This window comes from Isoptericola sp. Y581, from assembly GCF_059445475.1.
The window spans coordinates 152179-177896 of record NZ_JCAIUK010000005.1; the positions used below are offsets into that span (position 1 = coordinate 152179).

The following is a 25718-nucleotide window of genomic DNA, read 5'->3' on the forward strand; positions in this document are numbered from 1 at the left end:
CCCGCTACTGCACCACGCGCGACGACGCCGACCCATGGTGTTCATGTCCGGCGCAGACATACCGGCCGCGATCGAGGACCACGTCGCCGTCACTTCCGACCCGACGCCGATCAAGGGCACCGCCTCCGACGCCGATGGCGGCCAGGACGTCACGCTCGTCCTCCCCGTCACCGCCGACGGCAGCCTTCCGTCGGGAGCGCAGACCATCGGCCTGTCGAAGCTCACGGGGTCGTCCACCGCAACGCTGTCGACGGCCCTTTTGCGAGGACCACGGCCAAACCTTGGGACGGCGTGACCCCGGTCACGCGCGAGGTCTAGACTCCCGACGGCGAGGCCCCGCGGGGCCTGCCGTCCCCCGGGCGCGACGCGTCACGCCCACGGGACCGCACCAGCGACGATGCGCAACCGGAGGTAAGCGTGCCAGAGAACGAGACCACCGCCCCCAGCCTCGAGAACCTGCTGCACGAGACGCGAGCGTTCCCGCCGAGCGCCGCGTTCGCGGCACAGGCCAACGCCCAGCCGTCCATGTACGACGAGGCCGCGGCCGACCGGCTCGGGTTCTGGGCCGCCCAGGCGCGCGAGCTCGTCTCCTGGTCCACGCCGTTCACGCAGACGCTCGACTGGTCCGGGGCGCCCGTGGCGAAGTGGTTCGCCGACGGCAAGCTCAACGCCGCCTACAACGCCGTCGACCGCCACGTCGAGGCCGGCCTCGGCGACCGGGTCGCGATCCACTTCGAGGGCGAGCCGGGCGACACCCGCACGGTGACGTACGCCGACCTGCAGCGCGACGTCTCCCGCGCGGCCAACGCCCTCACGGCGCTCGGCGTCACCAAGGGCGACCGCGTGGTGATCTACCTGCCGATGCTCGTCGAGTCGGTCGTCGCGATGCTCGCGTGCGCCCGCATCGGAGCCCCGCACTCCGTCGTCTTCGGCGGCTTCTCCGCCGACGCGCTGCGCAGCCGCATCGCCGACGCCGAGGCCAAGCTCGTCATCACCGCCGACGGCGGCTACCGCCGCGGCGCGCCCTCGGCCCTCAAGCCCGCCGTCGACGAAGCGATCGCCCCCAAGGACGGCGCGCCGGCGACGACGATCGAGCACGTGCTCGTCGTGCGCCGCACCGGGCAGGACACCGCCTGGACCGAGGGCCGCGACGTGTGGTGGCACGACGCCCTCGAGCACGCCGACACGATCCACGAGCCGGTGGCCGTGGACGCCGAGCACCCGCTGTTCATCCTGTACACCTCGGGCACCACCGGGAAGCCCAAGGGCATCCTGCACACCACGGGCGGCTACCTCACCCAGGCGGCCTACACCCACAAGAACGTGTTCGACCTCAAGGCCGAGACCGACGTGTACTGGTGCACGGCCGACGTCGGCTGGGTCACCGGGCACACGTACGTCGTGTACGGCCCGCTGGCCAACGGCGCCACCCAGGTGCTGTACGAGGGCACGCCCGACTCCCCGCACCGCGGCCGCTGGTGGGAGCTGGTCGAGAAGTACAAGGTCTCGATCCTGTACACGGCGCCCACCGCGATCCGCACCTGCATGAAGTGGGGCGAGGACATCCCCGCCGGCTTCGACCTCTCGAGCCTGCGCGTGCTCGGCTCGGTCGGCGAGCCCATCAACCCCGAGGCGTGGATGTGGTACCGCCGCGTCATCGGCGGCGACGCCGCCCCCATCGTCGACACCTGGTGGCAGACCGAGACGGGCGCGATCATGATCAGCCCGCTGCCGGGCGTCACGGCGACCAAGCCCGGCTCGGCGCAGGTGGCGCTGCCCGGCATCGTGGCGGACGTCGTCGACGACGAGGCACACTCCGTGCCGCACGGCGGTGGCGGATACCTCGTGCTGGCCGAGCCGTGGCCGGCGATGCTGCGCGGCATCTGGGGCGACCCGCAGCGGTTCAAGGACACCTACTGGTCGCGGTTCGAGGGCCTGTACTTCGCCGGCGACGGCGCCAAGAAGGACGAGGACGGCGACATCTGGCTGCTGGGCCGCGTGGACGACGTCATGAACGTCTCCGGGCACCGGCTGTCGACCACGGAGATCGAGTCCGCCCTCGTCTCGCACGACATCGTGGCCGAGGCCGCCGTCGTGGGAGCGAACGACGAGACCACCGGGCAGGCCGTGGTCGCCTTCGTCATCCTGCGCGGCGAGCACGCCGACCGCGGGGCGACGCCCGAGGGCGCGGCCCAGGTACAGGAGGAGCTGCGCGGGCACGTGGCCAAGGAGATCGGGCCTATCGCCAAGCCCCGCCGCATCCTCGTGGTCCCCGAGCTGCCCAAGACGCGCTCGGGCAAGATCATGCGGCGCCTGCTGCGCGACGTCGCCGAGAACCGCACCGTGGGCGACGCGACGACGCTCGCCGACTCCTCGGTGATGGACCTCATCTCGGCGGGCCTGGCCTCCACCGCGCCCGGCTCCGAGGACTGACGCGACAAACCTCGCACCCACCAGGGCGGCCGCCTCCGCACGGAGACGGCCGCCCTCGGCGACAATGGGGCCGTGCCCACCTCGATCCCCCTCGCCATCGGCCCCCTCGACCCCGCCGCGCAGGACGCCGTCCGCGCACTCGCCGCGGCTGCGACGGACTCCGACGGCGTCGCGCCGCTGTCGGAGCAACCGCTGCTGCACCTGGGCACCGACTCCGACTGGCTGACGCACGCCGTGGCGCACGACGAGCACGGCGCGGCCGTCGGCTACGTGCAGGTGGACCGCGGCGGCGAGGACGCGAGCGCGGAGCTCGTCGTGCACCCGGAGCACCGCCGCCGGGGCGTGGGGAGCGTGCTGCTGCGCACGGCGGAGCGCGACGCGCGGCTGCCGATGTTCTCGGGTGCGCCAGGGCAGCGCGGCAAGCCGCTGCGCGTGTGGGCGCACGGCGACGTCCCCGCGGCGCGGGCGTTCGCGGCGGCCCGCGGCTACGCGGTGGTGCGGGAGCTGCTGTTCCTCGCCCGCCCGCTCGGCCCCGACGACGCGGCTGCCCCCGCCCCCGAGCTCCCGGGCCTGACGGTGCGCCCGTTCCGCCCCGGCGCAGACGACGAGGCCTGGGTGCGCCTCAACGCCCGCGCGTTCGCCGACCACCCCGAGCAGGGCCGCCTCACGGTGGACGACCTGCGCGACCGTCAGGCGGAGCCGTGGTTCGACCCCGCGGGCTTCTTCCTGGTCGAGTCGGACGACGGCCTGGTCGCGTCCCTGTGGACGAAGGTCGTGGAGCCTGGCCCGGGCGAGCCGCGCGACGGCGAGATCTACGCCGTCGGGGTCGACCCGGCCGCGCAGGGCCGCGGCCTGGGCCGCGCCCTGACCGCGACGGCCCTCGCGCACCTGGCCCGCACCGGCTGCGACCGCGCGGTGCTGTACGTGGACGGGGACAACGCCGCCGCCCTCGCGACCTACGCCGGCGCGGGCTTCAACCGCGCGGCCGTCGACGTGCAGTACGCCCGGGCGGAGACGCCGTAGTCCGCCGGGCGCCCGCCGCTCGGTTCTTACGCTCGGTTCGGTCACCCGCCGTTCACCCCACGGTGTCAGGATGGGGGCATGACAGCGTCACGCCCTCGACCGACCCGGAGCCGTGACGGCCGGGGCCGGTTCTCCCCCGCCGAGCCCGCCTCCGTGGCGGCCGCCGAGGTGACGGACAGCCGTCCCCGCACCACCGCCGCCACGCCGCCCCGCACCATCGACCCGCAGCTCGCGGCGCACATCGCCGAGCACATCGCGGAGGACCCGGACGCCGAGGGCGCGGTCGCAGCGCGCGACGTCGTGCCGCTCCCCGAGGACCGGTTCGCGGAGCGGGAGCTGAGCTGGCTGGCGTTCAACGAGCGCGTGCTGGAGCTGGCGGAGGACACGACACTGCCGCTGCTGGAGCGGGTGCGGTTCCTGGCGATCTTCGCGTCCAACCTGGACGAGTTCTTCATGGTGCGGGTGGCGGGCCTGAAGCGCCGCATCGCGACCGGCATCGCGGTGACGACCGTGTCGGGCATGAGCCCCTGGCAGGTGCTGGAGGCCATCGGGGACGGCGCGCACCGCCTGATGGAGCGGCACGCGACGGTCTTCCGTTCCGACGTGCAGCCGGCTCTCGACGCCGAGGGCATCACGATCGTGCACTGGGACGAGCTCGAGCAGCGCGAGCAGGAGCGGTTGCACAAGTTCTTCCGCAAGCAGATCTTCCCGGTGCTCACGCCGCTGGCGGTGGACCCGGCCCACCCGTTCCCCTACATCTCGGGGCTCTCGCTCAACCTGGCGGTCGTCGTCGCGAACCCCCTGACGGGCAAGGAGCACTTCGCCCGGGTCAAGGTGCCGCCCCTGCTGCCGCGCTTCATCGCGGTCGACGACCGCGGCCGGCCCAGCGCCCCGACGCCGACGCAGAAGGGCGGCACGCAGCGGTCGTTCGTGCCGCTGGAGGAGGTCATCGCGCAGCATCTCGACCACCTGTTCCCCGGGATGGAGGTCCGCGAGCACCACACGTTCCGCGTCACCCGCAACGAGGACGTGGAGGTCGAGGAGGACGACGCCGAGAACCTGCTGCAGGCGATGGAGAAGGAGCTGCTGCGCCGCCGCTTCGGCCCGCCCGTGCGGCTCGAGCTCGCGAACGGCATCTCGGCGCGCATCCGCGACCTGCTGGTCCGCGAGCTGGGCGTCGAGGAGGAGGAGGTCTACGAGCTGCCCGCCCCGCTGGACCTCATCGGCCTCAACGTCATCGCCGACATCGAGCGCGCCTCGCTGCACTACCCGCCGTTCGTGCCGACGACACACCGCCAGCTCGCGGAGGTCGAGTCCGCGACGGCGCGGGACGTGTTCGCCGCCATCCGCGAGCGCGACGTGCTGCTGCACCACCCGTACGACTCGTTCTCCACGTCCGTGCAGACGTTCCTCGAGCAGGCCGCGGCCGACCCGGCCGTGCTGGCGATCAAGCAGACGCTGTACCGCACGTCCGGCGACTCCCCCATCGTCGACGCCCTCATCGACGCCGCCGACGCGGGCAAGCAGGTGCTGGCCCTGGTGGAGATCAAGGCCCGCTTCGACGAGCAGGCCAACATCTCCTGGGCGCGCAAGCTCGAGGAGGCGGGTGTGCACGTGGTGTACGGGATCGTGGGGCTCAAGACGCACAGCAAGCTCTCGCTCGTCGTGCGCCAGGAAGCCGACGGGCTGCGCCGCTACTGCCACATCGGCACCGGCAACTACCACCCGAAGACGGCGCGGATGTACACCGACCACGGGCTGCTCACGTGCGACCGCGACGTCGGCCAGGACCTCACCCGCCTGTTCAACCAGCTCTCCGGGTACGCCCCGCAGTCGCGGTTCCACCGCCTGCTGGTGGCGCCGCGCACCGTGCGGCCCGGTCTCATCGAGCGCATCGAGCGCGAGGCCGACGCGGCGCGGGCGGGGCACGAGGCCTGGGTGGGGATCAAGGTGAACTCGGTCGTGGACGAGGCCACGATCGACGCCCTGTACCGCGCGTCCCAGGCCGGGGTGCAGGTGGATCTCGTGGTTCGCGGCACCTCCGCGCTGCGGCCCGGCGTGCCCGGGCTGAGCGACAACATCCGGGTGCGCTCCATCCTGGGCCGGTTCCTGGAGCACTCGCGGATCTACGCGTTCGCGAACTCCGTGGGCCCCGCCATCGGCGAGGGCCCCGAGTCCGGGCCCGAGGTGTACATCGGCTCGGCCGACCTCATGCACCGCAACCTGGACCGTCGCGTCGAGGCCCTGGTGCGGATCACCGACGAGGGCCAGGTCGCCGAGCTGCTGGAGCTCATGGACCGCTCGATGTCGGACGAGACCTCGACGTGGCACCTGCAGCCCGACGACACGTGGGTGCGGCACGCCGTCGGCCCCGACGGCGAGCCGCTGGAGGACCTCCAGGCCAGCCTCGTCGACCACCACCGCCGCCGGCCCGAGCGGGCCCGGTGACGGCGGGGAATGCGCGGCGGTCCCCTGTCGCGGCGGCAGCCCCGCTCGTGGACGCGCTGGGGGCGACGACGGTGCAGCACGCACCGGTGATCGAGTCGGCGGGGGCGCTCGTGTGGCGGGAGCGCGAAGGGCGGCTCCAGGTGCGGCTCGTGCACCGGCCGCGCTACGACGACTGGTCGTGGCCGAAGGGCAAGCTCGAGCCGGGCGAGGCGCTGCCGACGACGGCGGCGCGCGAGGTCGCGGAGGAGACGGGCAAGCCCGTGGTCCTCGGGATCCCGTTGCCGGGCCTGCAGTACCTGACCCCCGAGAGCCGCGTGAAGCGCGTGCACTACTGGGCGGCCCGGCGGGCGTCCCGGGCCGACGACGCGCGGGCGCTGACGGCCCGGTTCCCCGTGGAGCCGCCCTCGCCCGACGAGGTCGACCAGAAGGCGTGGCTGGACGTCGACGACGCGGCGGACCGGCTCACCCGCGACGCCGACTGCGGGCCCCTCGACGCCCTCGTGGAGGCGCACGCCCAGGGGCGGCTCGCCACCCACGCCGTCGCCATCGTGCGGCACGGGAAGGCCGTGCCCCGTGCCGCCTGGCACGGCGGGGAGCAGGACCGCCCGCTCACCCCGGTGGGCCACGCGCAGGGCGCCGCCCTCGTCCCGGTGCTCGCGTCGTACGGCGTGACGACGGTGCTCTCGAGCCGGTGGGAGCGGTGCGCCGCGACGATCGAGCCCTACGTGCGGGCCTCCCAGGCCCGGCCGGAGCTCAGCGACCAGCTCGGGGAGGCGGAGCACGAGCGCTCGCCGTCCCGCGTCGCCGCGACCGTGCGGGACCTGCTCGAGGGGGGCCGGTCGTCCGTGCTGTGCACCCACCGCCCGGTCCTGCCCACGGTGCTGGACGTGCTGGGGCAGCACTCGCGCCGGGCAGTCGCGAACGCGCTGCCCGCGCGCGACCCGTTCCTCGAGCCCGGCGACATGCTGGTGGCGCACGTCGCCACCACGGGCAAGGGCCCCCGCGTCGTCGCCGTCGAGAAGGTCACCCCGCCCGTCTACTGACCCCGGGCCTCTCGCCGGTCGAGCCCGTCGAGACCCTCGTGTGGGCTCGACAGGCTCGACCGGCGAGAGAGCCGGGTCAGGTGAGGAACGGGTGCAGGATCAGGGTGGTCAACGCCGCGACGAGCGCGGCGGCGGGGATGGTCAGCACCCACGCGACGCCGATGTTCTTCGCCACGCCCCAGCGCACGGCCGACAGCCGCCGGGTGGCGCCGACGCCCATGATCGCGGACGTGATCGTGTGCGTCGTGGAGACCGGCGCGTGCAGGATGAACGCGTTGGCGTACAGCACCAGGGCGGAGACGGACTCCGCGACGAAGCCGCGCGCCGGGTCGAGCTCGATGATGCGCCGGCCCAGCGTGCGCATGATCCGCCAGCCGCCCGAGTACGTGCCGAGCGAGATCGCGGCGGCCGCGCCGAGCTTGACCCACAGCGGGATGCCGGCGTCCGGGTCGGCCCAGCCGACCGTGAGGAGGGCCATGAAGATGACGCCCATGGTCTTCTGCGCGTCCTGCAGGCCGTGGCCGAGGGCCATGGCCGCGGCGGACGCCGTCTGCGCGAGCCGGAATCGGCGCGTCACGCGCGACGGCGCGGCGTTCCGGAAGATCCACAGGACGGCGACCATCACGGCGTAGGCACCGATGAAGCCGACGAGCGGTGAGAGCACCATCGGCAGCACGACCTTGTCGACGATCGCCTGGCCGTAGATGGGCAGCCCGGCCGCCAGGCCGGCCCCCACGAGGCCACCGATCAGCGAGTGGGTCGAGGACGAGGGGAGCCCGAACCACCACGTGATGAGGTTCCAGGCGATGGCGCCGATAAGCGCACACAGCACGACCACGAGAGCCGTGTGGTTCGAGGCGTCCTGCAGGTCGACGATCGACGTCGCGATGGTCTCCGCGACCTCCGTGCCGAGCAGCGCACCGACGAAGTTCATGACCGCCGCCATCAGCAGCGCGACACGCGGCGTCAGCGCCCGGGTCGAGACCGAGGTGGCGATCGCGTTGGCGGCGTCGTGAAAGCCGTTCGTGTAGTCGAAGCCGAACGCGATCGCGACGACGAGGACGACGAGAGCCGCCTCCACCGTCAGGACTCCTTGAGCGCGATGGTCTCGACCATGTTCGCGACCCGCTCGAAGGCGTCAGCACCCTCCTCGAGCATGTCGACGATCTCCTTGAGCTTCATCAGCAGGATCGGGTCGGTGAGCTCGTCGAAGAGCTGGGCGATGAGCTCGCGGTGCAGCTTGTCGCCCTGGTTCTCCAGGCGGTTGATCTCGATCCAGTACTCCGAGAGCTGGTCCATGGAGCGCAGCCGCGGCATCGCCTCGGCGGTGAGCTCGGCACAGCGCTGCAGCACCTGCACCTGCTCCGAGACCCGCGGCGGGAGCTCGTCGACCTTGTACAGGACGATGAGGTCGCCGGCCTCCTCCATGGCGTCCATGCAGTCGTCCAGGGCCGAGGCCAGGCCGTAGATGTCGTCCCGGTCGAACGGGGTGACGAACGTCTGGTTCAGGCGCCGCATGATCGAGTGCGTGGCGTCATCGGCGACGTGCTCGGCATCCGAGAGCCGACGGACGATCTCCTCCCGCTCCTGCCGGGACGCTCCGAGCAGCTCCGCGAGGAGGGAGGCCCCGGTCACGTTGTGCTGCGCGAGCGTCGCCAGCATGTCGAAGTAGGTGGTGTCGCGCGGTGTCAGGCGCAGGCGCACGTGACGCTCCTGGGGTTGAGGTCGTGAGACGTTACTCAGACTAGAGGTGGCCATCATGGCGCGACCAGTTGAACATGCGCTGAAAGATCACATGCCACGACCTGGGATCTGCCCTGGTGGTAAGCGACGCCGGACCGGGAGCGCCTCTCGGCGCGTGGCCGCTCGTAGCGGCTGAAGATGGAGCCCGGGGCTACCGCGGCCCGACGTCGCGCAGCCATCGTAAGCCCCCGCGTCGCCGGGTTCCGAACCTGCTGGTTGAGCTTGTCGAAACCCAGGCCCGTGGTCTCGACGGGCTCGACCGACGACTACTCCAGTGCGCCCGCGCGCCAGAGCGCGGCGCCGTGCTCCAGCTCCTCGGCCGTGCGGACCAGATCGGCCGCGCCCCGGGTCATCCGGGTGGCGCCGTCGGGGTCGGCGACCTCGCGCGCGTCGGCGTCGAAGGCGGCCCCGGTCGCGAGGATCCGGCAGAACGACCCCGCACGCTCCAGGGCGACCGCGAGGTCCCCGGCGAAGACGCCGGACAGGACGTCGTCCACGAGCGCCCGCAGGTCCTCCGGTGCGGGCGGGCGCGGCACGCCGGCGACCGCCTCGTGCACGGGCGCCGCGTCGACGCCGAGGCGGTAGCGCAGGGTCACGGTGCGGGGGTCGCGCCGCACCCACTCCCGGAGCACGTACAGCCGCCACAGCGCGCCGGGCAGCGAGGAGGGCGCGGCGTCGGACCACAGCGCGGCGACGACGTCGAGCCCTTCGCGCTCGACGAGCCGCACCAGCCGGTCGACCACCTCCGGGTCCTCCGCCGCCCGGGCCTGGTGCACGACGGCGCGGGCCGTCGTGTGCGCGACCTCGTCGCGCAGCGCGGGGTCGAGGTCGCCCGGCAGCTGCTCCGCGTCCTGCGGGTCGAGCATGGCGGGGCGGCGATGCCGGCGAGGTTCGGGTGCGTCGTTCACCCGCCCCAGTCTGCCCCCGACGCGCCGACCTGCGATGTCGGACCTAGCATCGAGAGCGAACGTCTCCTGCGCAGAATCGAGGACGATCATGACGAGCTCGGCTCCGATGTCGGCAGCGGCGCACAGCGCCCACCGCAAGGCGACGGGACTCGCCGTCGCGGCGGCCGTCGGCGGCTTCCTCTTCGGCTTCGACTCGTCGGTCATCAACGGCGCCGTCGACGCGATCCAGGGGCAGTTCGACCTGAACTCGACCGTCACGGGCCTCGTGGTCGCGATCGCCCTGCTGGGCTGCGCCCTCGGCGCCTGGGCCGGCGGCAAGCTGGCCGACCGGTGGGGCCGCACCCACGTCATGGTGCTCGGCGCGGTGCTCTTCTTCGCCTCGTCGATCCTCTCGGCGATCGCGTGGAGCCCGTGGGACCTCGCCCTCTGGCGCTTCATGGCGGGCGTGGGCATCGGCATCGCGTCCGTGATCGCCCCGGCCTACATCGCGGAGATCGCGCCCGCTGCCATGCGAGGTCGCCTCGGCTCGCTGCAGCAGCTCGCGATCACCGTCGGTATCTTCGCGGCACTGCTGTCGGACCAGATCCTCGCCACGTCGGCCGGCAGTGCGGCGAACGAGCTGTGGTTCGGCTGGGAGGCGTGGCGCTGGATGTTCCTCGTCGCCGTGGTCCCGGCGGCCGTCTACGGCTTCCTGGCGCTCGGGATGCCGGAGTCGCCACGCTACCTGGTGACGAAGGGCAAGGACGACGAGGCGCGACGAGTGCTCTCGAGCGTGCTCGGCCCGGACGAGGACGTGGGAGAGCGGATCACCGAGATCCAGCGTTCGATCCACATGGACGAGGAGAACGCCTCGCTGGGAAGCCTCCGGGGCGACCGGTTCGGCCTCAAGCCGATCGTGTGGGTCGGCATCGTGATGGCGATCTTCCAGCAGTTCGTCGGCATCAACGTGATCTTCTACTACTCCACGACGCTGTGGCAGGCAGTCGGCTTCGAGGAGTCGCAGGCGTTCCTCGTGTCGACCATCACGGCCGTCACCAACGTCGCGGTGACGTTCATCGCCATCGCGCTGATCGACAAGGTCGGTCGCCGGCCCCTGCTGCTGGTCGGCTCCGCCGGCATGGCCGTCGCCCTGGGGCTCATGGCGGTCGCCTTCACGCAGGCGACCGGCAGCGGCGAGAACGTGTCGCTCGACGGCGCCTGGGGCATCGTCGCGCTGGTGGCCGCGAACGGGTTCGTCGTGTTCTTCGGCGCAACGTGGGGTCCGCTGATGTGGGTGCTCCTGGGCGAGATGTTCCCCAACCGGATCCGCGCGGCCGCGCTCGGCGTCGGAGCAGCCGCGAACTGGATCGCCAACTTCGCCATCACGCTGACGTTCCCCCCGATGCTCTCGTCCTTCGGCCCGGCGATCCCGTACCTCATGTACGCGGTGTTCGCGGCGCTGTCGTTCTTCTTCGTGCTCAGCAAGATCCCGGAGACCAAGGGCGTGGAGCTCGAGGACATGGAGGGCGAGGCGCACCACCGCGCCTGAGCGCGCCCGCCGGGCCGCCGTCCGCCCCCTTCACCAGGACAGTTGCTTGCTGCAAGCACCAGACGTATAGTTGTGCTCTGCAAACAGTCGACCCCGTCCGCGGGCCGCACCCGCCGGGCGTCGCCCGGCCCCCACCCCCTTTCACCGAAGGCCCCCGTATGCCCATTGCCCGCACGTCAGCCCGAGAGCTCGTGCAGACACTCGAAGAGCTCTCCCGCGCCCAGCGCGAGGCCGCCACGCGAGTGGCCCGCGAGCTCGACCTCCCCCGCGCCGGCCTCGGCGCCCTCCACCTGCTCTCCCGGTGCGGTCGCGTCCAGCTCACCGACCTCGCGGCCAAGCTCCGCGTCGACGTGTCCGTGGCGAGCCGTCAGGTCAGCGCCCTCGTCGACGCCGGCCTGGTCCGTCGCACGGTGGACGACGACGACCGGCGCGCCCGCACGCTCGAGCTCACGGACGCGGGCCGGGACTTCGCGGAGGAGTCCTTCCGCAGCATCGACGACCTCATCTCCGAGGCCTTCTCCGACTGGTCGGACCAGGACTTCGCCGATGCCATCACACGGATCCGCAGCGTCGCGGCCGCCCTCACCACTACCCACGACCGCGCACAGATGTTCGAGGAGATCCCCGCCCGATGAGTCAGTCCCCCACCCCGGCGCCCGCAGCGCAGGGCGTTCTCGCCCCGGCCGCGCCGGCCATGTCCCGCCGGGAGGTGCTCGAAGCGCTCTCGGGCATCCTGCTCGGCGTCTTCGTGTCGCTGCTGGCCACCACCATCGTCTCGACCTCGCTGCCCAAGATCGTCAACGAGCTCGGCGGCTCCCAGCACTCGTACACCTGGGTCGTCACGGCCATGCTGCTGACGATGACGATCTCGACCCCGCTGTGGGGCAAGCTCGCCGACCTGACGAACCGCAAGGTCCTCATGCAGGTCGGCCTCGGCATCACGGTGATCTCCGCCGCGGCGGCGGGCCTCTCGCCGAACATCGAGACCCTCATCGGCTTCCGCGCCCTGCAGGGCATCGGCGCCGGCGGCCTCACCGCACTGGCCACGGTCCTCATGGCCGACATCATCAGTCCCCGTGAGCGCGGCAAGTACATGGGCCTCATGGGCGGTGTCATGGCCGTCGCGCAGATCGGCGGCCCGCTGCTCGGCGGCGTGCTCACCGATTCCGTCGGCTGGCGGTTCACCTTCTTCGTCGGCGTGCCCTTCGCGATTGCTGCGTTCGTCGTGCTGCAGAAGACCCTGCACCTGCCCGCCGTGGTCAAGCGCGCCGTGAAGATCGACTACGCGGGCGCCGTCCTCATCGCGGTCGCTGTCGCGCTGCTGCTGCTGTGGGTCACCTTCGCGGGCGACCAGTTCGAGTGGGCGTCGTGGCAGACCGCCGCGATGGTCGGCGGCGCCGTGGTCGCGCTGATCGTCGCGGGCTTCGTCGAGCGCGCCGCCGCCGAGCCGATCATCCCGCTGCACCTGTTCAAGAACCGCACCTTCGTGCTCGCCGTGATCGCGTCCGCCTCCGTGGGCGTCGCCATGTTCGGCACCGCGGTCTTCCTCAGCCAGTACTTCCAGCTCGCGCGCGGCAAGACGCCGACCGAGTCGGGGCTGCTCACGATCCCGATGGTGATCGGCACGATGGCCGCCGGCATCGTGCTCGGCCGGATCATCTCCAACACCGGTCGCTACAAGGCGATCATGGTGAGCGGCGCCGGTCTCCTGACCGTGTCGCTGTTCGGCCTGTCGACCATCGAGGTCGACACGAGCTTCGTGCTCATCTCGGTCTACCTGTGCGGTCTGGGCCTGTCCGTGGGCGCCCTGATGCAGAACCTGGTGCTCGCCACGCAGAACACGCTGGACGTGCACGAGATGGGCGCCGGCACCTCCGGCGTCGCGTTCTTCCGCTCCCTGGGCGGCGCCATCGGCGTCTCGGCCCTCGGTGCGGTGATGGCCGCGCAGGTCAAGACGGACCTGGTCTCCGGACTCGCGAAGCTCGGCGTCCCGGCGGACGCGCTCGCCTCCGGCTCGGGCGGTGTCCCCGACCTCTCGAAGGTGCCCGCCCCCGTGCAGGCCGTGATCGAGGGCGCGTACGCGCACGGGATCACGACGATCTTCCTGTACGCCGTGCCGATGGCCGTCATCTCCCTGATCGCGGTGCTGTTCATGAAGGAGATCCCGCTGGGTCAGCGTTCGGGCATCGAGCAGGTGCTCGACGAGGAGCAGCAGGACGAGACGCAGCCGGACGAGACGCGTCGGGACGCGGTCGTCGAGCGGGCCTGAGTCCTGTGCATCACACGGACGGGGCCGATTTCACCCGCTCTGGCCCCGTCCGGGCGCAAATCCACCCTTCGCTGCCACTCCCGTTTGCCTCGGCGAAGCCTCATGATGGGCGCATGCACGACGTAGCCGCCCAGCCCCTGCCCGACCCGGCCACCGATCCGTTCGGTGCTCTCGAGCGCGAGATCCGGGTCCTGATCCGCCGCGCCCAGTCCTCGGCCGCCCAGACGGCCCGCCGGGTGCACCCGGAGCTGGACGCGTCCGCCTACCCGTTGCTCGCACACATCGACTCCCACCCCGGGATCCGCGGGTCGGACCTCGCCTCGCACTTCGGTGTGGGGCGGGCGACCGTCTCGCGGCAGCTGAGCCGGCTCGTCGAGCTGGGTCTGGTGCACCGCGAGGTGGACCCGGAGGACACCCGCGGGCAGCGCATCACACTCACCGCCGACGGGGCAGGCCGGTTCGCCCGGGCCCGTGACAGCCGGATCGAGATGTACAAGGACGCGTTCGGCGACTGGCAGGAGTCCGATGTCGCGGAGCTCGCCACACTGCTGCACCGTTACTCGGACGACTTCGTCCGCTGGCGCGACGCGCGTTCCTGACACGTACTCGCTGGTTGAGCCTGTCGAACACGTACTCGCTGGTTGAGCCTGTCGAACACGTACTCGCTGGTTGAGCCTGTCGAAACCCAGGTCTCGACAGGCTCGACCGGCGATGTCCCGACAGGCTCGACCAGCGATGTCCCGACGGCTCAACCCACGAGCAGGCGACCTCGGAGCGTCTCGAGGGTCTCCGCCGTGCCCCCGTGCGCCAGGAACCAGCCGACCGCGCTGCCATCGTGGGCGCCCAGATGGTCGAGCACCGCCTCGATCGCCCAGCCTGGGGCGGTCACGAGCTCGGGCGGCAGCGCGGCGAGGACGTGCGCGCCGGGCACGGCGAACTTCGCCGTCGCTGCCGCCCGCACGACCACCTGCGCCATGTGCGGCCCGGTCCGCTCGTAGTCGGCGACGATCGCTGCCCGGTCGACCCCCAGCAGCGACAGGACCAGCGCGACCGCGACACCCGTCCGGTCCTTGCCGGCCGTGCAGTGCACAAGCACCGGCGCCTCGCCCGTGGCGATCAGGCGCACGACCTCGACCAGGTGGCCCGCGCCGGGCTCGTCGAGCATCTGCAGGTACAGCGCCCCGAGGCCGGGGACGGCGGCGGGTGCTCCGGCGCTCGCCATCGCCGTGCCGTCGAGCATGGGCAGAGTCACGACACGGGCATCCGCAGCGAACGGGTGTGCCTCCCCGCTCTCCCCCGGGTCGCGCAGGTCGAGCACGGTGCGCGGGGGCCAAGCGATGTCGTCAGGTTCCCGGTCGCCCGAGCGCGGGGCGTCGGAGCGCAGCAGCACTCCGGCCCGCAGCCCGGGCGTCGAGGACGCGACGTCGCGCAGGTTGACGAGATGATCGGGGACGGGCCGCGTGGTGGCGGCCAGGATCTCGGTCACCGCGTCGGGCAGGGGGTCGGGTGCTGAGTCGGGCACCCGACGACCCTAGCCCGGTCAGCCCTCGACGGGCTCGAACGTCAGGCTGAGCGAGTTCATGCAGAACCGGTCTCCGGTGGGCGTCTGCGGCGCGTCGTCGAAGACGTGCCCCAGGTGCGAACCGCAGCGGGCGCACCGCACCTCGGTGCGGTCCATCCCGTGCGTCCGGTCCTCCAGCAGCTCGACTGCCTCGCCGGCCAGCGGCGTGTAGAACGACGGCCAGCCGCAGTGCGAGTCGAACTTGGTCTCGCTGCGGAACAGCTCGTGACCGCACGCGCGACAGCGGTAGACGCCGACGCGCTTCTCGTCGAGCAGCTCACCGGTCCAGGGCCGCTCCGTGCCCGCCTGGCGCAGCACGGCGAACTCCTGCGGGGAGAGCTCCACCTGCCACTGGTCGTCGGGCTTCCTCACTTCGTAGGTCATCCGTCACCTCCGTGAAACACAACCCAGTTCCGGTCGCGGCTGTTCCGGGTCACCGGGCGGGCGGGTCGCCGCCCGCCCGGTCCAGGGGTCAGGCTGCGGCCGGGCCGTGACCGCGACCGCCGCGACCGCGCCGACGGCGCGCCGGCGCGGCGGTGCCGTCCGCGCGGACGGTGCGGTGGGCCTGCTCGCCGTACGACGGGCCGGCCTGGCCCACGGTGCGGCCACGCTGGCTCTGGCCCTGCTGGCCCTGACGCTGGCCCTGACGACCGCCCTGGCCGCCCTGAGGGGACCGGGGGGTGCCCTTCTGGCGCGGAGCCGGCGGGGCGACGGGAGCGGGCGGCGTGACGTACGGCGCGACCTCGCCCACGAGGGCGGACACGACGGCGTCGCCGGCCACGACCTGCTGCGGGCGGGCGGAGATCTTCGCCTTGCGGGTCAGGTCACGCACGTCGCCGCGCTCCTCCGGGAGCATCACGGTCACGACGTCGCCGCCCGAGCCGGCACGGGCCGTACGGCCCGAGCGGTGCAGGTACGCCTTGTGCTCGGCGGGCGGGTCCACGTGCACCACGAGCTCGACGTCGTCCACGTGGATGCCACGGGCCGCGATGTCGGTGGCCACGAGCACCCTGACGGCGCCGGACGAGAAGGCCGCGAGGTTGCGCTCGCGCGCGCCCTGGCCGAGGTTGCCGTGCAGGTCGACGGCGGGCACGCCCGCACCGGTGAGCTGCTTGGCGAGCTTCTTCGCCTGGTGCTTGGTCCGCATGAACAGCACGCGTCGGCCCGTCCCGGAGGCGAGCTGGTGCACGACGTTCTTCTTCGCGTCGGCGTCGGCCACCGCGAGGATGTGGTGCGTCATCTGGGGCGGCGGGGCCGCCGCGTCGTCGACCGAGTGCGTCACCGGGTTCTTGAGGTAGCGCTTGACCAGGACGTCGACGCCGTTGTCCAGCGTCGCGGAGAACAGCAGGCGCTGCCCCTCGCGCGGGGTGCGGTCCATGATCCGCTTCACGCCGGGCAGGAAGCCGAGGTCGGCCATGTGGTCGGCCTCGTCGAGCACGGTGATCTCGACGTCGTCGAGCGTGAGGTGCTTCTGGCTGAGGAGGTCCTCGAGCCGGCCCGGGCAGGCGATGAGCACGTCGACGCCCGCGTTCAGCGCGGTCACCTGGCGGGACTGGGCGACGCCGCCGAAGACGGTCGTCGTGACGAGCCCGAGGGTCTTCGCCAGCGGCTCCATGACGGCGTTGATCTGGTTGGCCAGCTCGCGCGTCGGGCACAGCACGAGCGCGCGGGGGCGGGCGGCGCGGCGGCGCGGCCGGCCGGCGGCGGCGGCCTGGGCGGCCGAGGTCGCGAGCCGGGTCACGACCGGCAGCGAGAACGCGAGGGTCTTGCCGGAGCCCGTGCGGCCGCGGCCGAGCACGTCGGTGCCGGCGAGCGTGTCCAAGAGGGACGCCGTCTGGATGGGGAACGGGGCAGTGATGCCCTGGCCCGTGAGCTCACGGACGACAGGGGTGGGCAGGCCGAAATCGGCAAAGGTAGTCAAGAAAGAGGGCCTCTCGGGCTGGGACGTCAGAGACGTCGAAGGTCGGGGTCCGCCGCACGCAATCCGGGGGGATCTCCACGACGTGGGGCGCGCGGACGCGCGGCCACCTCAAGCATTGTCGCACGTCCGGCGGCGTCACCCCCAAGCCCGCACGCGAGTCGTGCGTCACCCTGACGCGCGGCGGGCGCCTCGGCCGGCTCTCAGGTCGTCGTGGTGGAATGTCCGCCGTGGACGACTTCCTCGCGACCGCCGGCGACGTGCTGACGCAGATCTGGACGGCCGCCACGACCCCCGTGCCGCCCCCGCCGCAGGCGGTGGTGCTGGCCGTCGGCCTGGCCGCCCTCGCCGTCGTGCTCGCGACCCCGGTGTGGCGGGTGGCCCGCCACCTCGTGACCATCGCGCACGAGGGCGCCCACGCGGTGGCGGCCATGCTCACCGGGCGGCGGCTCGACGGGATCCGCCTGCACTCGGACACCTCCGGCCTCACGGTCTCCGCCGGGCGCCCCCGCGGCTTCGGCATGATCGTGACGGCGTTCGCGGGCTACGTCGGGCCGGGGCTCACCGGCCTCGGTGCGGCCTGGCTGCTGCGCCACGGGTACGCCGTGGGCCTGCTGTGGCTGCTGGTGGTGCTGCTCACCCTGCTGCTGCTCAAGATCCGCAACTGGTTCGGCCTGTGGTCCATCCTGGTGAGCGGCGCCGCCCTGGTGGCGGTCTCGTGGTGGCTGGACCCGGCCACCCAGTCGGCGGTCGCCTACGCCGTGACGTGGTTCCTGCTGTTCGGGTCGGTGCGGCCGGTCCTCGAGCTGCAGGCCCAGCGGACCCGGGGCCGGGCCAGACGGTCCGACGCCGACCAGCTCGGGGCTCTGACGCACACCACCGGGATCCTGTGGGTGGTGGTCTTCCTGCTGGTCACCGTCGGCTGCCTGGTCCTCGGGGCGGGCTGGATCGTGGGGCCCGCGACGGCCGGGGCCTGAGCGCGCGCCGTCGGACGACGCGGGTCGTCGCGCGTCAGAGCCGCGCGTACCGGGCCCGGGCGAACGAGTACGCGCCGTAGGCGGCGATTCCGACTCCGGTGACCACGAGCAGCACCGTGCCGTACGGCTGGTCGCGGATGGTGCGCAGGGCGTCGTCCAGGCCGCCGGCCTTCTCGGCGTCGGACGTCCACGCCGCGGCGACGAAGAGCCCGCCGAGCACCCCGAGCGCGACCCCCTTGGCCACGTAGCCCACCTGGCCGAGGGGCACGACGGCGGTCCCCACGGCCGCGCCGCCCGTGCCCCACAGGTCCTCGAGGAACTTCTTGCGCCATCCCTTGACGACGTGGAACACGCCCACGCCGACGACGACGAGGCCCACCGCCGCCACGAGCCAGCGCCCGGCCGGAGCCTTCATGAGCTCGGCAGTCAGCCCCTCCTGCTGGCCGCTGCCACCACCCGAGCCGCCCTGCGCGTAGCGAACGGCCGCACCGGCCAGCACGGCGTACAGGAGGGTCTTCGCCGCTGCCTTGCCCCGGGCCGCCAGCTGCTTCGCCGCGTCGGCTCCCGGCACGCCGAGGAGCGCCTCGACGAGCTGCCAGAGGGCCAGGGCACCGAAGCCGACGGTGACGGCCCAGAGCAGCAGCGCGCCACCCGGGGCGCTCGCCAGCTGGTGGAACACGCCGTCCTGGTCGGCGCTCCCCCCGGGCGGCGACCCGAAGGCGAGGCGGACGGCGAGGTATCCGAGCAGCAGGTGCACGAGGCCGGACGCGGCGTAGCCCGACCGGGCGAGCATCTGCAGCGCGGTGCTGCGGCGGGCGCGCCGGGCGGCATGCTCGGCAGTACGAGCGGGGGCGGACGACACGGGTGGCCTCCCAGGCGGATGGACGGCCCGCGGCACGGGCACCGGGTCACCGTCGACCCCGGGCCGGAGCCGGGGGCCCTTGAGTATGGCGGAGAATGCCGTCGCCCGGGAACGAGCGACGGTCGGCCGCGGGACGATTCCCGCGACCGGCCGTCGTGTACGCCGGGGACCTTCTACAGCGTGCTCACCCCTGCGGCGTGAGCACGAAGCCCGGGCCCTGCGCCGCCGGGTCGGTGTCGAGCGTCAGGGTGTCGAGCGCAGGGGCTGCCTGCGCCTCGACGAAGACGTGGGTCTCACTCTCCTCGTCGACCACCTGGTCGTCGGGCTGGGGCGCCGGGACGAGCGCGAGCTCGAAGTTGCCGGGCTGGCCGGCGGACTGCGCGATCCGCAGCCCACCCTCGTCGGGTACCCCGGCCTCCTGCGCGAGATCCTGGACGGCGGTGCGGGCGTTGTCGGTCACGGTGAGCATGGACGCTCCTCTCGTCGGTCCTTGCGAACCTGTCCACCGAAACAGGAACGGGGGGCGAAACGCAACGCTGAGACGCGATCGGGACGATATCTCCCGGTAGGTGAGACCCCGCGTGACAGCCGCGTCGTCACGCGGATAGGTTGCCCCCGTGACCGGATCGTGACCTCGCGGGTGCCGGGTGAGCAACGCCGGGCCGGACGCGGGCGGGTCCCCACGTGCTCCCGCGTACGCTGTCCGCAGCCACCGACCGCCCCTTCCGGCGGACGGCGGCGGGCCTCTAGCTCAATTGGCAGAGCAGCGGACTTTTAATCCGCGGGTTCCGGGTTCGATCCCCGGGGGGCCCACCCCCGCGGCGCCACGTCGCCGCACCTCACCAGCGCATCACCGACGCGGCGCCGTCCAGGCCGCCACCACGGCCGCGAGGCCGGGCAGCCCCGGCAACAGCAGCGTCAGGCCGAGCCACAGCGGCACGACGAGGTCGTACTCGCCGCCGCTCAGGGAGGCGCACCAGCCCAGCACGCCGATGCCGACGACGAAGAGCGTCGTGACCGTGCCGCGCACCCGCCGGCCGCGGCGCACCGCGCGCAGCGCGAACAGCCAGGCGCCGACGCCCAGGACGGCGACCCCGACGAGGGCACCGATGATCGCGCCGCGGTCCAGCGAGACGTCGGCGCCGCTCCACTGCGGGTAGGCGGCGCGCACGCCGGCCTCGACGGTGCCCAACACCCAGAGGTCCAGCAGCGGGAGCATCAGGCAGGCGACCTGCAGCGCGAGCCCGACCTGCAGGGCCTGGGTCACGAGCGTCCAGCGCCCGCCATCGGTGACGACCGGTGCGGCCGTACGGGTCTCGGTCATGAGGATCCCTCCTGTCTTACGATGTAAGAGAACTCTTCTGACGGTAGCCTTACGGCGTAAGACAAGCAAGAGATACCCGGGGGTGACCGTGACGGACCAGCGCGCGCAGGGCAGGCATGCCGGCCTGACGAGGGACGACGTCGTGCGGGCGGCCGCCCGCCTCGCCGACCGGGACGGGGCCGCGGCGCTGTCGATGCGCAAGGTCGCGCGAGAGCTGGGCGTCGAGGCCATGACGCTCTACCACTACGTGCCGAGCAAGCAGGCCCTCGAGGACGCCGTCGTCGAGCACGTGGTGTCCACGCTGGTGCGCGCGCCCGACCCGACGGCGCCGTGGGCGCAGGTCGTCTCCGACTTCGCGCAGGAGCTGCACCACACACTCCTCGACCACCCCGGTGCGGTCCCCCTCTTCGCCACCCGCCCCGCCGTGACCGAGCGCAACATGGCCGAGCTCGACGAGCTGCTCCGCATCCTGCACGACGCCGGGTTTGCGCCGCGCACCGCGCTGCTCATGGTGTACGCGGTCGCCGGAGCGGTGATCGTGCAGCACCTCGCGCCGACCTCGTCCGGCCTCGCCCCCGACGAGCTGCTCGCACGAACCTCCACCGGCTCCGACGTCCTCGCCGCGGCCTTCGCCGAGGGCCCGGTCACCGCCGACGCCCGGCTCGAGTTCACGGTGACCGCCCTCGTCGCCGGCTTCGAGGCCCTGCGGGACGGGACCGCCGGCTGACACCCCAGCCGCCGCCCTACCGGCATCCCGACCGGCATCCCGACCGGCAGCCCGACCGGTCCGCGTGCAACGATGCTCGGTGCGCCGTGGCCCGCCGCGTGCGCACCTGCCCGCCGGCCGCCGGCCCGGACGCCGGCCAGAACGGAGAGTGACGTGCCCACGATCCCCGCGCCGACCCGGGACGCGCGAGCCCACGGGCGCCACCGTCCCGTCGTCATCGCCCACCGCGGGGCGTCCGCGGACGCCCCGCAGAACACGCTCGCCGCGTTCGACGCGGCCGGACGCGCGGGCGCCGGCCTGCTCGAGATCGACGTGCACCTCAGCGCCGACGGCGTCCCCGTGGTGATCCACGACGGCACGGTGGACGCCACGACCGACGGGTCGGGCGCGGTCGGCGGGCTCACCACCCACCAACTGCGGTCCCTCGACGCAGGCTCCTGGTTCTCCCCGGAGTTCGCCGGGCAGCGCATCCCCACGCTCGCCGAGGTGCTCGACCTGATCGCGGCCCGCCCCGGGCTGGACGTGCTGTGCGAGTACAAGGGCGCCTGGTCGCCCGAGGACGTCGCCGTGACGATGCGCGTGGTGGCGGACGCCGGCCTCGAGGACCGCCTCCTGGTGCAGGGCTTCGACCCGACGACGGTCGCCGCGCTGCGCGACGTCGCGCCGCAGGTGCCGCGCTCCCTGCTGGTCGAGAACCCCCGCGACGACCTGGCCGACCTTCTCGCCCGGCTCGACGCGGCGGCGGTCAGCCCGTCCGCCGCGATGATCGCCGCCGACCCGGCGCTCGTGCCGGCCAGCCACAACGCAGGGCTCCAGGTCTTCGGGTGGACGGCGAACGACGAGCCCACCTGGGAGCTTCTGGCGGGCGCCGGGGTCGACGGGATCATCACCGACCGCCCCGCGGAGCTCCGGGCCTGGCTCGACGGCGCCGTCGGCTAGCTCTTCTCGACGTCGTGCGTCTCTTCGCGCTCGGCGTCCCGATGGTCGTCCGGGTCATCCTCGTCGTTGTCGTCCTCGTCGTTGTCGTCCTCGTCGCCGAGCTGCAGCAGCGCCGTGTGCTCGCGCTCGTCGATGACGTCCTGGCCCGGGCCTTGGAAGTACGTGGACCGCTCCTCCGCGTCGGCGCTCCCGCTGTAGAGCGCCGACCGCGCCGCGGAGCTCACCTCGTCCTCAGCGACGGGCAGGATCACGGTCGCGTCGGCGTCGTCCCGGACGGTGGTCGGCAGAGCAATGGTGCGGTCCTGGCTGCCCGCCGGCGGCGCGGGCCGCACGCTGGACCGGGCCGGAGCCGGCAGGACGCGGCGTCGCACGGGGGCGCGGGCCGGGACGACGGCGGGCGCGGCCATGGCCGTACCTGCGCCCTCGGCGCCGCCCTCGTCGGGCTCGGCATCGTCCGCCGCCCCCGCGTCGCCGACCGGCCGCGGCCCGTCGACACCCGTCTCGTACCGCGTGCGGGGCAGCGCCTCGGGCGCCTCGCGCTGCACCCACTCGACGAGTCCCTCGCGCACGAAGCAGCGCAGGTCCCAGAGCGTCGGCGCGTCGGCGGCGCTCACCAGCGCGCGCATCCGCACCGCCCCGCCGACGGCGTCGGTCACCTGGAGCACCCCCGTGCGGTGGTCCCACAGCGGCGTCGCGGCGAGCAGGCGGTCGAGCTCGGCGCGCACCGCCGTCATCGGCACCTGGAAGTCCAGGTCGATCTCGACCGTGCCGAGCAGGTCCGCCGCGCGCCGCGTCCAGTTCTCGAAGGGGGTGGTCGTGAAGTAGGTGCACGGCAGGATCAGCCGCCGGTCGTCCCAGGCGTGCACGACGACGTAGGTGAGCGTGATCTCCTCGATGCGCCCGAACTCGCCGTCGAGCACCACCACCACGTCGTCCACGCGGATCGCGTCCGTGAACGCGATCTGCATGCCGGCGAACGCGTTGGCCAGCGATGACTGGGCTGCGACGCCGAGCACGATCGACAGCAGGCCGGCCGATGCGAGGATGCTGGCGCCCGCCGCCTGCATGGTCGGGAACGTCAGGAACACGGCGGCGATCGCGCAGACCACGAGCACCGCGACCGTGACACGCCGCACCAGGTTCACCTGCGTGCGCACCCGCCGTGCGTGGCGGTCGTTCGCGTGCTCGCCGGAGAACCGGGCCAGCGTGCGGTCCTCGACGACGAACGCGACCGCCCCGACCAGCCACGCCACCGAGAGGATCGTGGCGATCAGCAGCGCATGGCTGACGGCGTCGAACCACGGCTCCCCCTGGTCGGCCGTGAGGTGCACGGCGATCCAGACCGCCACCACCATGAGCACCACCCGCATGGGGCGACGCATCCGCAGCCCCATGTCGCGCACCAGCGGGTTGCGACGCCCGAGGCGCCGGATGAGGACGGACGCCACGGTGGCGAGCACGTACGCGACGACGAGGGCCCCGACCGCCCAGGCGAGCGTCACCGCCAGGCTGGCGGTCGCCTCTGCCGTCTCCTCGAGCCCGGACTGGTCGTCGGTGCGGAGCATGCGTCCAGACTAGGGAGGACCGGCCGGGACGGCCTCGCGGGCGGCCGCACGTGCTGCCTCACGTGCAGTCAGGACGTCAGCCGCGCAGCCAGCCGGAGAGCCTCCTCCACGCATCCTGAGGTGCGCCGAGGCCCGTCGTGGCGACGATCACTCCCGCGGGAGGACGCGTCCCAGCATCCGGATCGCGCGGGACGCACGGTGCGCAATCGCCCCGGGATGTCCCGGTCTTCACATCGCGTCCCCGCGGTCCGCACGGGACTTCTGTTGATTGGTCAACCAAATCGTCCGGGGCACCCGTCGGCCACCCCGACGATGGAATGAGCCCCCCTACCCAAGGACCTTTGACTTGACTCAGCACGACCTGCCGACCGTTTCGCTCGCCCCGGCGTCGCCCCCCAGGCGCCGCGACATCCACTGCCCCGACCGTACCGAGCAGTGCACCGACCGTCACGCCGGTCGCGCACGACGGACCGGCCGCGACGCGCAGCAGCGCACCCGCCGCCGTTCCTTGCGGTCCGGCGTGCCGGTCGCGCTCATCGTGATGGCCCTGACGACCGGCGTCGCGACGGGACTGGCCCCGGCGTCCGGCGCGACCCGCACGGAGGCGACCACGCCTGCGGCGAGCTCGGACGGCACCATCGCCGCCGCGAGCGCCTTCGGCACGACGACCCCGGCCGCCAAGGCGATGGCGAGCGCCTCCCTCATCGGCGCGGCGTCGGCGGCCGCGGGCGCCGTCGGCTCCACCGCCTCCGGCACCGGGAGCGAGGCTGCCGCCGCCGACGCGACCGCCGCCGCCACGTCCGCCGACGAGGCCGTGGCGTCCGCGCAAGTCGTCCTGGCCCGCGCCGAGCAGGTGACCACCGAGTCCCGTGCGGTGCCCGCCGACAACCGCATGGCGGTGGCGAAGAGCGCCGCGGAGCTCAAGGAGCTCGTCGTCGAGCGATCCGGCGACACCGCGTCCCGCGCGGGCGAGCGCACCGCCCTGACCGAGCGCGGCGGCGCCGCGGACGCGCCCGGCATCACCGACGCGACCACGTCGCTCACCACGCTGCTCGACAAGGCCGAGACCAGCGCGGTCAGCATCAAGCCCGCACCGGCGACCCCCGGCGAGATCCTGCACGTGCAGGGGGCCGAGGCCCGCAAGGCCGCGGCGGCGCTCGCGAAGCACGCGACCGACACCGACGCCCACGACAACGGGCGGATCCCGTCGGGCGACCTGTGCGAGGTGTCGTTCGCCTCGGGCGAGACGCTGCGTTGCGACGCCGCCGATCAGCTCAAGCGGCTCGACATCGCATACCGCGCACGCTTCGGCAAGCACCTCAGCATCCGCGACTCCTACCGCTCGTACGACTCACAGGTCGCCACCAAGGCCTCCCGCGGCTACTTCGCCGCGGTGCCCGGCTACTCCAACCACGGCTGGGCCGTGGCCCTCGACATCAACGGTGGCGTGGAGAAGTACGAGTCCGCCCAGCACGAGTGGCTCGTCGCCCACGCCGCCGGCTTCGGCTGGGAGAACCCCGACTGGGCCAAGGCCGACGGGCGCAAGCCGGAGGCGTGGCACTGGGAGTACAGCCCGCTCGGCTGACGCCACCACGTCGACGCAACCCGGTGGTCGAGCCTGTCGAGACCCAGGGTTTCGACAAGCTCGACCAGCGAACTTGCTCAGGCCCAGCCGAGCTCGTGCAGCCGGTCGTCGTCGATGCCGAAGTGGTGCGCGATCTCGTGCACCACGGTGATCGCGACCTCCTCGACCACGTCGTCCCGCGTGTCGCAGATGGCGAGGGTGGGGTTGCGGAAGACGGTGATCCGGTCGGGCAGCGAGCCGGCGGCCCAGTGCAGGTCCCGTTCGGTGAGCGGGACGCCCTCGTACAGCCCGAGGAGCTCGGGGTCGTCGGCCGGGGCGTCGTCCTCGACGAGGACGACGACGTTGTCCATCATCGCCGCCAGCTCGGCCGGCACCTGGTCGAGGCCGTCCCGGACGGCGTCCTCGAACTCCTCGCGCGTCATCTCCACCACGGGACCCATCCTCGCCCACCCCGGCTACCGCGCCCGCCCCGGTGCGCCCCGCCGTCGGTCACGGACCGGGCGCGACGGCTGGGTATGCTTGCTCGGTCCAGCCCCCATCGTCTAGCGGCCTAGGACCCCGCCCTTTCACGGCGGTAGCACGGGTTCGAATCCCGTTGGGGGTACGTCTGCGAGTCGGCGAGTGCCGTCGGCCCGCGACCTGAGGCCGTTCTTCCTGGTCAGGATTCGATTTCAAGATCCCCTCGACCATGGGGTACGCTTCTTCTCGGCTCGAAACGAGCTTCCTGGTGAGGGTTTTTCTCCCCCACCATGGCCCTGTAGCGCAGTTGGTTAGCGCGCCGCCCTGTCACGGCGGAGGTCGCGGGTTCAAGTCCCGTCAGGGTCGCGCATGATGCGCCCGGTTCGTCGGCAACGGCGCCCGGGCG

At 72.9% G+C, this 25718-nt stretch carries 24 protein-coding genes and 3 tRNA genes; 16 read left to right on the forward strand and 11 right to left on the reverse strand.

Features of this window, described 5'->3' with window-relative positions:
- The first annotated feature begins 34 nt into the window (after positions 1-34).
- From AC1C2W_RS11170 to AC1C2W_RS11190, 5 genes are all read left to right on the forward strand, one after another.
- Positions 35-295, forward strand: a complete 261-nt coding sequence (locus tag AC1C2W_RS11170) for a hypothetical protein (protein WP_495413133.1) — start codon at positions 35-37, stop codon at positions 293-295.
- A gap of 122 nt (positions 296-417) precedes the next feature.
- Positions 418-2433 carry an acetate--CoA ligase gene (gene acs, locus AC1C2W_RS11175; RefSeq protein ID WP_495413134.1) on the forward strand — a complete coding sequence of 672 codons (2016 nt, stop codon included), beginning with the start codon at positions 418-420 and terminating at the stop codon, positions 2431-2433.
- A 72-nt stretch (positions 2434-2505) separates the two neighbouring features.
- The gene (mshD, locus tag AC1C2W_RS11180) at positions 2506-3456 is read left to right on the forward strand and encodes a mycothiol synthase (RefSeq protein WP_495413135.1); all 951 of its coding nucleotides are present in this window, start codon (positions 2506-2508) and stop codon (positions 3454-3456) included.
- A 78-nt stretch (positions 3457-3534) separates the two neighbouring features.
- Entirely contained in the window at positions 3535-5904 is a 2370-nt protein-coding gene (locus AC1C2W_RS11185) for an RNA degradosome polyphosphate kinase (RefSeq protein ID WP_495413136.1), read from the forward strand.
- 47 nt (positions 5905-5951) lie between these two features.
- Positions 5952-6947, forward strand: a complete 996-nt coding sequence (locus tag AC1C2W_RS11190; RefSeq protein WP_495389139.1) for an NUDIX hydrolase — start codon at positions 5952-5954, stop codon at positions 6945-6947.
- A gap of 76 nt (positions 6948-7023) precedes the next feature.
- Here AC1C2W_RS11190 and AC1C2W_RS11195 read toward each other — a convergent pair whose 3' ends face one another.
- The 3 genes from AC1C2W_RS11195 to AC1C2W_RS11205 form a co-directional block, all read right to left on the reverse strand.
- Positions 7024-8028: an inorganic phosphate transporter gene (locus AC1C2W_RS11195; protein WP_495388937.1), complete on the reverse strand. Its 1005-nt coding sequence runs from the start codon at positions 8026-8028 to the stop codon at positions 7024-7026.
- Positions 8029-8030: 2 nt separating this feature from the next.
- Positions 8031-8651: a DUF47 domain-containing protein gene (locus AC1C2W_RS11200; RefSeq protein WP_495388938.1), complete on the reverse strand. Its 621-nt coding sequence runs from the start codon at positions 8649-8651 to the stop codon at positions 8031-8033.
- Between the two features lie 305 nt (positions 8652-8956).
- The gene (locus tag AC1C2W_RS11205) at positions 8957-9556 is read right to left on the reverse strand and encodes a hypothetical protein (RefSeq protein WP_495413213.1); all 600 of its coding nucleotides are present in this window, start codon (positions 9554-9556) and stop codon (positions 8957-8959) included.
- Positions 9557-9686: 130 nt separating this feature from the next.
- On the opposite strand from AC1C2W_RS11205, the gene AC1C2W_RS11210 reads away from it, so the two are divergent.
- The 4 genes from AC1C2W_RS11210 to AC1C2W_RS11225 all read left to right on the forward strand — a co-directional run bounded on the left by AC1C2W_RS11210 (position 9687) and on the right by AC1C2W_RS11225 (position 13994).
- Positions 9687-11126: a sugar porter family MFS transporter gene (locus AC1C2W_RS11210; RefSeq protein WP_495388939.1), complete on the forward strand. Its 1440-nt coding sequence runs from the start codon at positions 9687-9689 to the stop codon at positions 11124-11126.
- A gap of 191 nt (positions 11127-11317) precedes the next feature.
- Positions 11318-11761 (forward strand): MarR family winged helix-turn-helix transcriptional regulator, encoded by a 444-nt coding sequence (locus AC1C2W_RS11215; RefSeq protein ID WP_495388940.1) that lies wholly within the window; start codon positions 11318-11320, stop codon positions 11759-11761.
- Positions 11758-13395: an MDR family MFS transporter gene (locus tag AC1C2W_RS11220; protein WP_495388941.1), complete on the forward strand. Its 1638-nt coding sequence runs from the start codon at positions 11758-11760 to the stop codon at positions 13393-13395. Before AC1C2W_RS11215 ends, AC1C2W_RS11220 begins: the two co-directional genes overlap by 4 nt.
- Before the next feature lie 113 nt (positions 13396-13508).
- A complete protein-coding gene (locus AC1C2W_RS11225) occupies positions 13509-13994 on the forward strand; it encodes a MarR family winged helix-turn-helix transcriptional regulator (protein ID WP_495388942.1) in 486 nt (161 codons plus the stop codon).
- Between the two features lie 149 nt (positions 13995-14143).
- Here AC1C2W_RS11225 and AC1C2W_RS11230 read toward each other — a convergent pair whose 3' ends face one another.
- From AC1C2W_RS11230 to AC1C2W_RS11240, 3 genes are all read right to left on the reverse strand, one after another.
- Positions 14144-14917: a tyrosine-protein phosphatase gene (locus tag AC1C2W_RS11230; protein ID WP_495413137.1), complete on the reverse strand. Its 774-nt coding sequence runs from the start codon at positions 14915-14917 to the stop codon at positions 14144-14146.
- An 18-nt stretch (positions 14918-14935) separates the two neighbouring features.
- A complete protein-coding gene (msrB, locus tag AC1C2W_RS11235) occupies positions 14936-15340 on the reverse strand; it encodes a peptide-methionine (R)-S-oxide reductase MsrB (protein ID WP_495388944.1) in 405 nt (134 codons plus the stop codon).
- An 88-nt stretch (positions 15341-15428) separates the two neighbouring features.
- Positions 15429-16877, reverse strand: coding sequence for a DEAD/DEAH box helicase (locus tag AC1C2W_RS11240; protein ID WP_495388945.1), 1449 nt, complete (start codon positions 16875-16877; stop codon positions 15429-15431).
- 218 nt (positions 16878-17095) lie between these two features.
- On the opposite strand from AC1C2W_RS11240, the gene AC1C2W_RS11245 reads away from it, so the two are divergent.
- The gene (locus tag AC1C2W_RS11245; protein WP_495388946.1) at positions 17096-17851 is read left to right on the forward strand and encodes a M50 family metallopeptidase; all 756 of its coding nucleotides are present in this window, start codon (positions 17096-17098) and stop codon (positions 17849-17851) included.
- A gap of 34 nt (positions 17852-17885) precedes the next feature.
- On the opposite strand, the gene AC1C2W_RS11250 is transcribed toward AC1C2W_RS11245, so the two are convergent.
- Positions 17886-18713, reverse strand: a complete 828-nt coding sequence (locus AC1C2W_RS11250; RefSeq protein WP_495413138.1) for a DUF1206 domain-containing protein — start codon at positions 18711-18713, stop codon at positions 17886-17888.
- 184 nt (positions 18714-18897) lie between these two features.
- Positions 18898-19182, reverse strand: coding sequence for a Fe-S cluster assembly protein HesB (locus tag AC1C2W_RS11255; protein ID WP_495388948.1), 285 nt, complete (start codon positions 19180-19182; stop codon positions 18898-18900).
- A gap of 271 nt (positions 19183-19453) precedes the next feature.
- Here AC1C2W_RS11255 and AC1C2W_RS11260 point away from each other — a divergent pair.
- Positions 19454-19526: transfer RNA gene (locus AC1C2W_RS11260), tRNA-Lys, on the forward strand.
- A 37-nt stretch (positions 19527-19563) separates the two neighbouring features.
- Here AC1C2W_RS11260 and AC1C2W_RS11265 read toward each other — a convergent pair.
- Entirely contained in the window at positions 19564-20037 is a 474-nt protein-coding gene (locus tag AC1C2W_RS11265; protein ID WP_495388949.1) for a hypothetical protein, read from the reverse strand.
- Positions 20038-20119: 82 nt separating this feature from the next.
- Between AC1C2W_RS11265 and AC1C2W_RS11270 the strand changes: the two genes are divergently transcribed.
- Both AC1C2W_RS11270 and AC1C2W_RS11275 read left to right on the forward strand, forming a co-directional pair.
- Positions 20120-20764: a TetR/AcrR family transcriptional regulator gene (locus AC1C2W_RS11270; RefSeq protein WP_495413139.1), complete on the forward strand. Its 645-nt coding sequence runs from the start codon at positions 20120-20122 to the stop codon at positions 20762-20764.
- A 153-nt stretch (positions 20765-20917) separates the two neighbouring features.
- Positions 20918-21703: a glycerophosphodiester phosphodiesterase gene (locus tag AC1C2W_RS11275; RefSeq protein ID WP_495413140.1), complete on the forward strand. Its 786-nt coding sequence runs from the start codon at positions 20918-20920 to the stop codon at positions 21701-21703.
- Here AC1C2W_RS11275 and AC1C2W_RS11280 read toward each other — a convergent pair.
- Positions 21700-23268: a mechanosensitive ion channel family protein gene (locus AC1C2W_RS11280; RefSeq protein ID WP_495413141.1), complete on the reverse strand. Its 1569-nt coding sequence runs from the start codon at positions 23266-23268 to the stop codon at positions 21700-21702. The genes AC1C2W_RS11275 and AC1C2W_RS11280 overlap by 4 nt on opposite strands.
- Positions 23269-23614: 346 nt before the next feature.
- Here AC1C2W_RS11280 and AC1C2W_RS11285 point away from each other — a divergent pair, with 346 nt between their 5' ends.
- Positions 23615-24853, forward strand: coding sequence for a M15 family metallopeptidase (locus AC1C2W_RS11285; protein ID WP_495413142.1), 1239 nt, complete (start codon positions 23615-23617; stop codon positions 24851-24853).
- A gap of 77 nt (positions 24854-24930) precedes the next feature.
- Here the strand turns inward: AC1C2W_RS11285 and AC1C2W_RS11290 are convergent, their stop codons facing one another.
- Entirely contained in the window at positions 24931-25293 is a 363-nt protein-coding gene (locus tag AC1C2W_RS11290; RefSeq protein WP_495388954.1) for a metallopeptidase family protein, read from the reverse strand.
- Between the two features lie 91 nt (positions 25294-25384).
- On the opposite strand from AC1C2W_RS11290, the gene AC1C2W_RS11295 reads away from it, so the two are divergent.
- Together AC1C2W_RS11295 and AC1C2W_RS11300 are read left to right on the forward strand one after the other, a co-directional pair.
- A tRNA-Glu gene (locus tag AC1C2W_RS11295) sits at positions 25385-25457 on the forward strand.
- 147 nt (positions 25458-25604) lie between these two features.
- Positions 25605-25678: transfer RNA gene (locus AC1C2W_RS11300), tRNA-Asp, on the forward strand.
- Positions 25679-25718: the final 40 nt, after the last annotated feature.

Bases quoted from the DNA above. Each gene is read 5' to 3' on its own strand.
- msrB (WP_495388944.1), bottom strand. From the start codon at position 15,340: ATGACCTACGAAGTGAGGAAGCCCGACGACCAGTGGCAGGTGGAGCTC.
- AC1C2W_RS11185 (WP_495413136.1), top strand. From the start codon at position 3,535: ATGACAGCGTCACGCCCTCGACCGACCCGGAGCCGTGACGGCCGGGGC.
- AC1C2W_RS11220 (WP_495388941.1), top strand. From the start codon at position 11,758: ATGAGTCAGTCCCCCACCCCGGCGCCCGCAGCGCAGGGCGTTCTCGCC.
- AC1C2W_RS11170 (WP_495413133.1), top strand. From the start codon at position 35: ATGGTGTTCATGTCCGGCGCAGACATACCGGCCGCGATCGAGGACCAC.
- AC1C2W_RS11265 (WP_495388949.1), bottom strand. From the start codon at position 20,037: ATGACCGAGACCCGTACGGCCGCACCGGTCGTCACCGATGGCGGGCGC.
- AC1C2W_RS11255 (WP_495388948.1), bottom strand. From the start codon at position 19,182: ATGCTCACCGTGACCGACAACGCCCGCACCGCCGTCCAGGATCTCGCG.
- AC1C2W_RS11245 (WP_495388946.1), top strand. From the start codon at position 17,096: ATGTCCGCCGTGGACGACTTCCTCGCGACCGCCGGCGACGTGCTGACG.
- AC1C2W_RS11225 (WP_495388942.1), top strand. From the start codon at position 13,509: ATGCACGACGTAGCCGCCCAGCCCCTGCCCGACCCGGCCACCGATCCG.
- AC1C2W_RS11290 (WP_495388954.1), bottom strand. From the start codon at position 25,293: ATGGGTCCCGTGGTGGAGATGACGCGCGAGGAGTTCGAGGACGCCGTC.
- AC1C2W_RS11210 (WP_495388939.1), top strand. From the start codon at position 9,687: ATGACGAGCTCGGCTCCGATGTCGGCAGCGGCGCACAGCGCCCACCGC.
- AC1C2W_RS11280 (WP_495413141.1), bottom strand. From the start codon at position 23,268: ATGCTCCGCACCGACGACCAGTCCGGGCTCGAGGAGACGGCAGAGGCG.
- AC1C2W_RS11205 (WP_495413213.1), bottom strand. From the start codon at position 9,556: ATGCTCGACCCGCAGGACGCGGAGCAGCTGCCGGGCGACCTCGACCCC.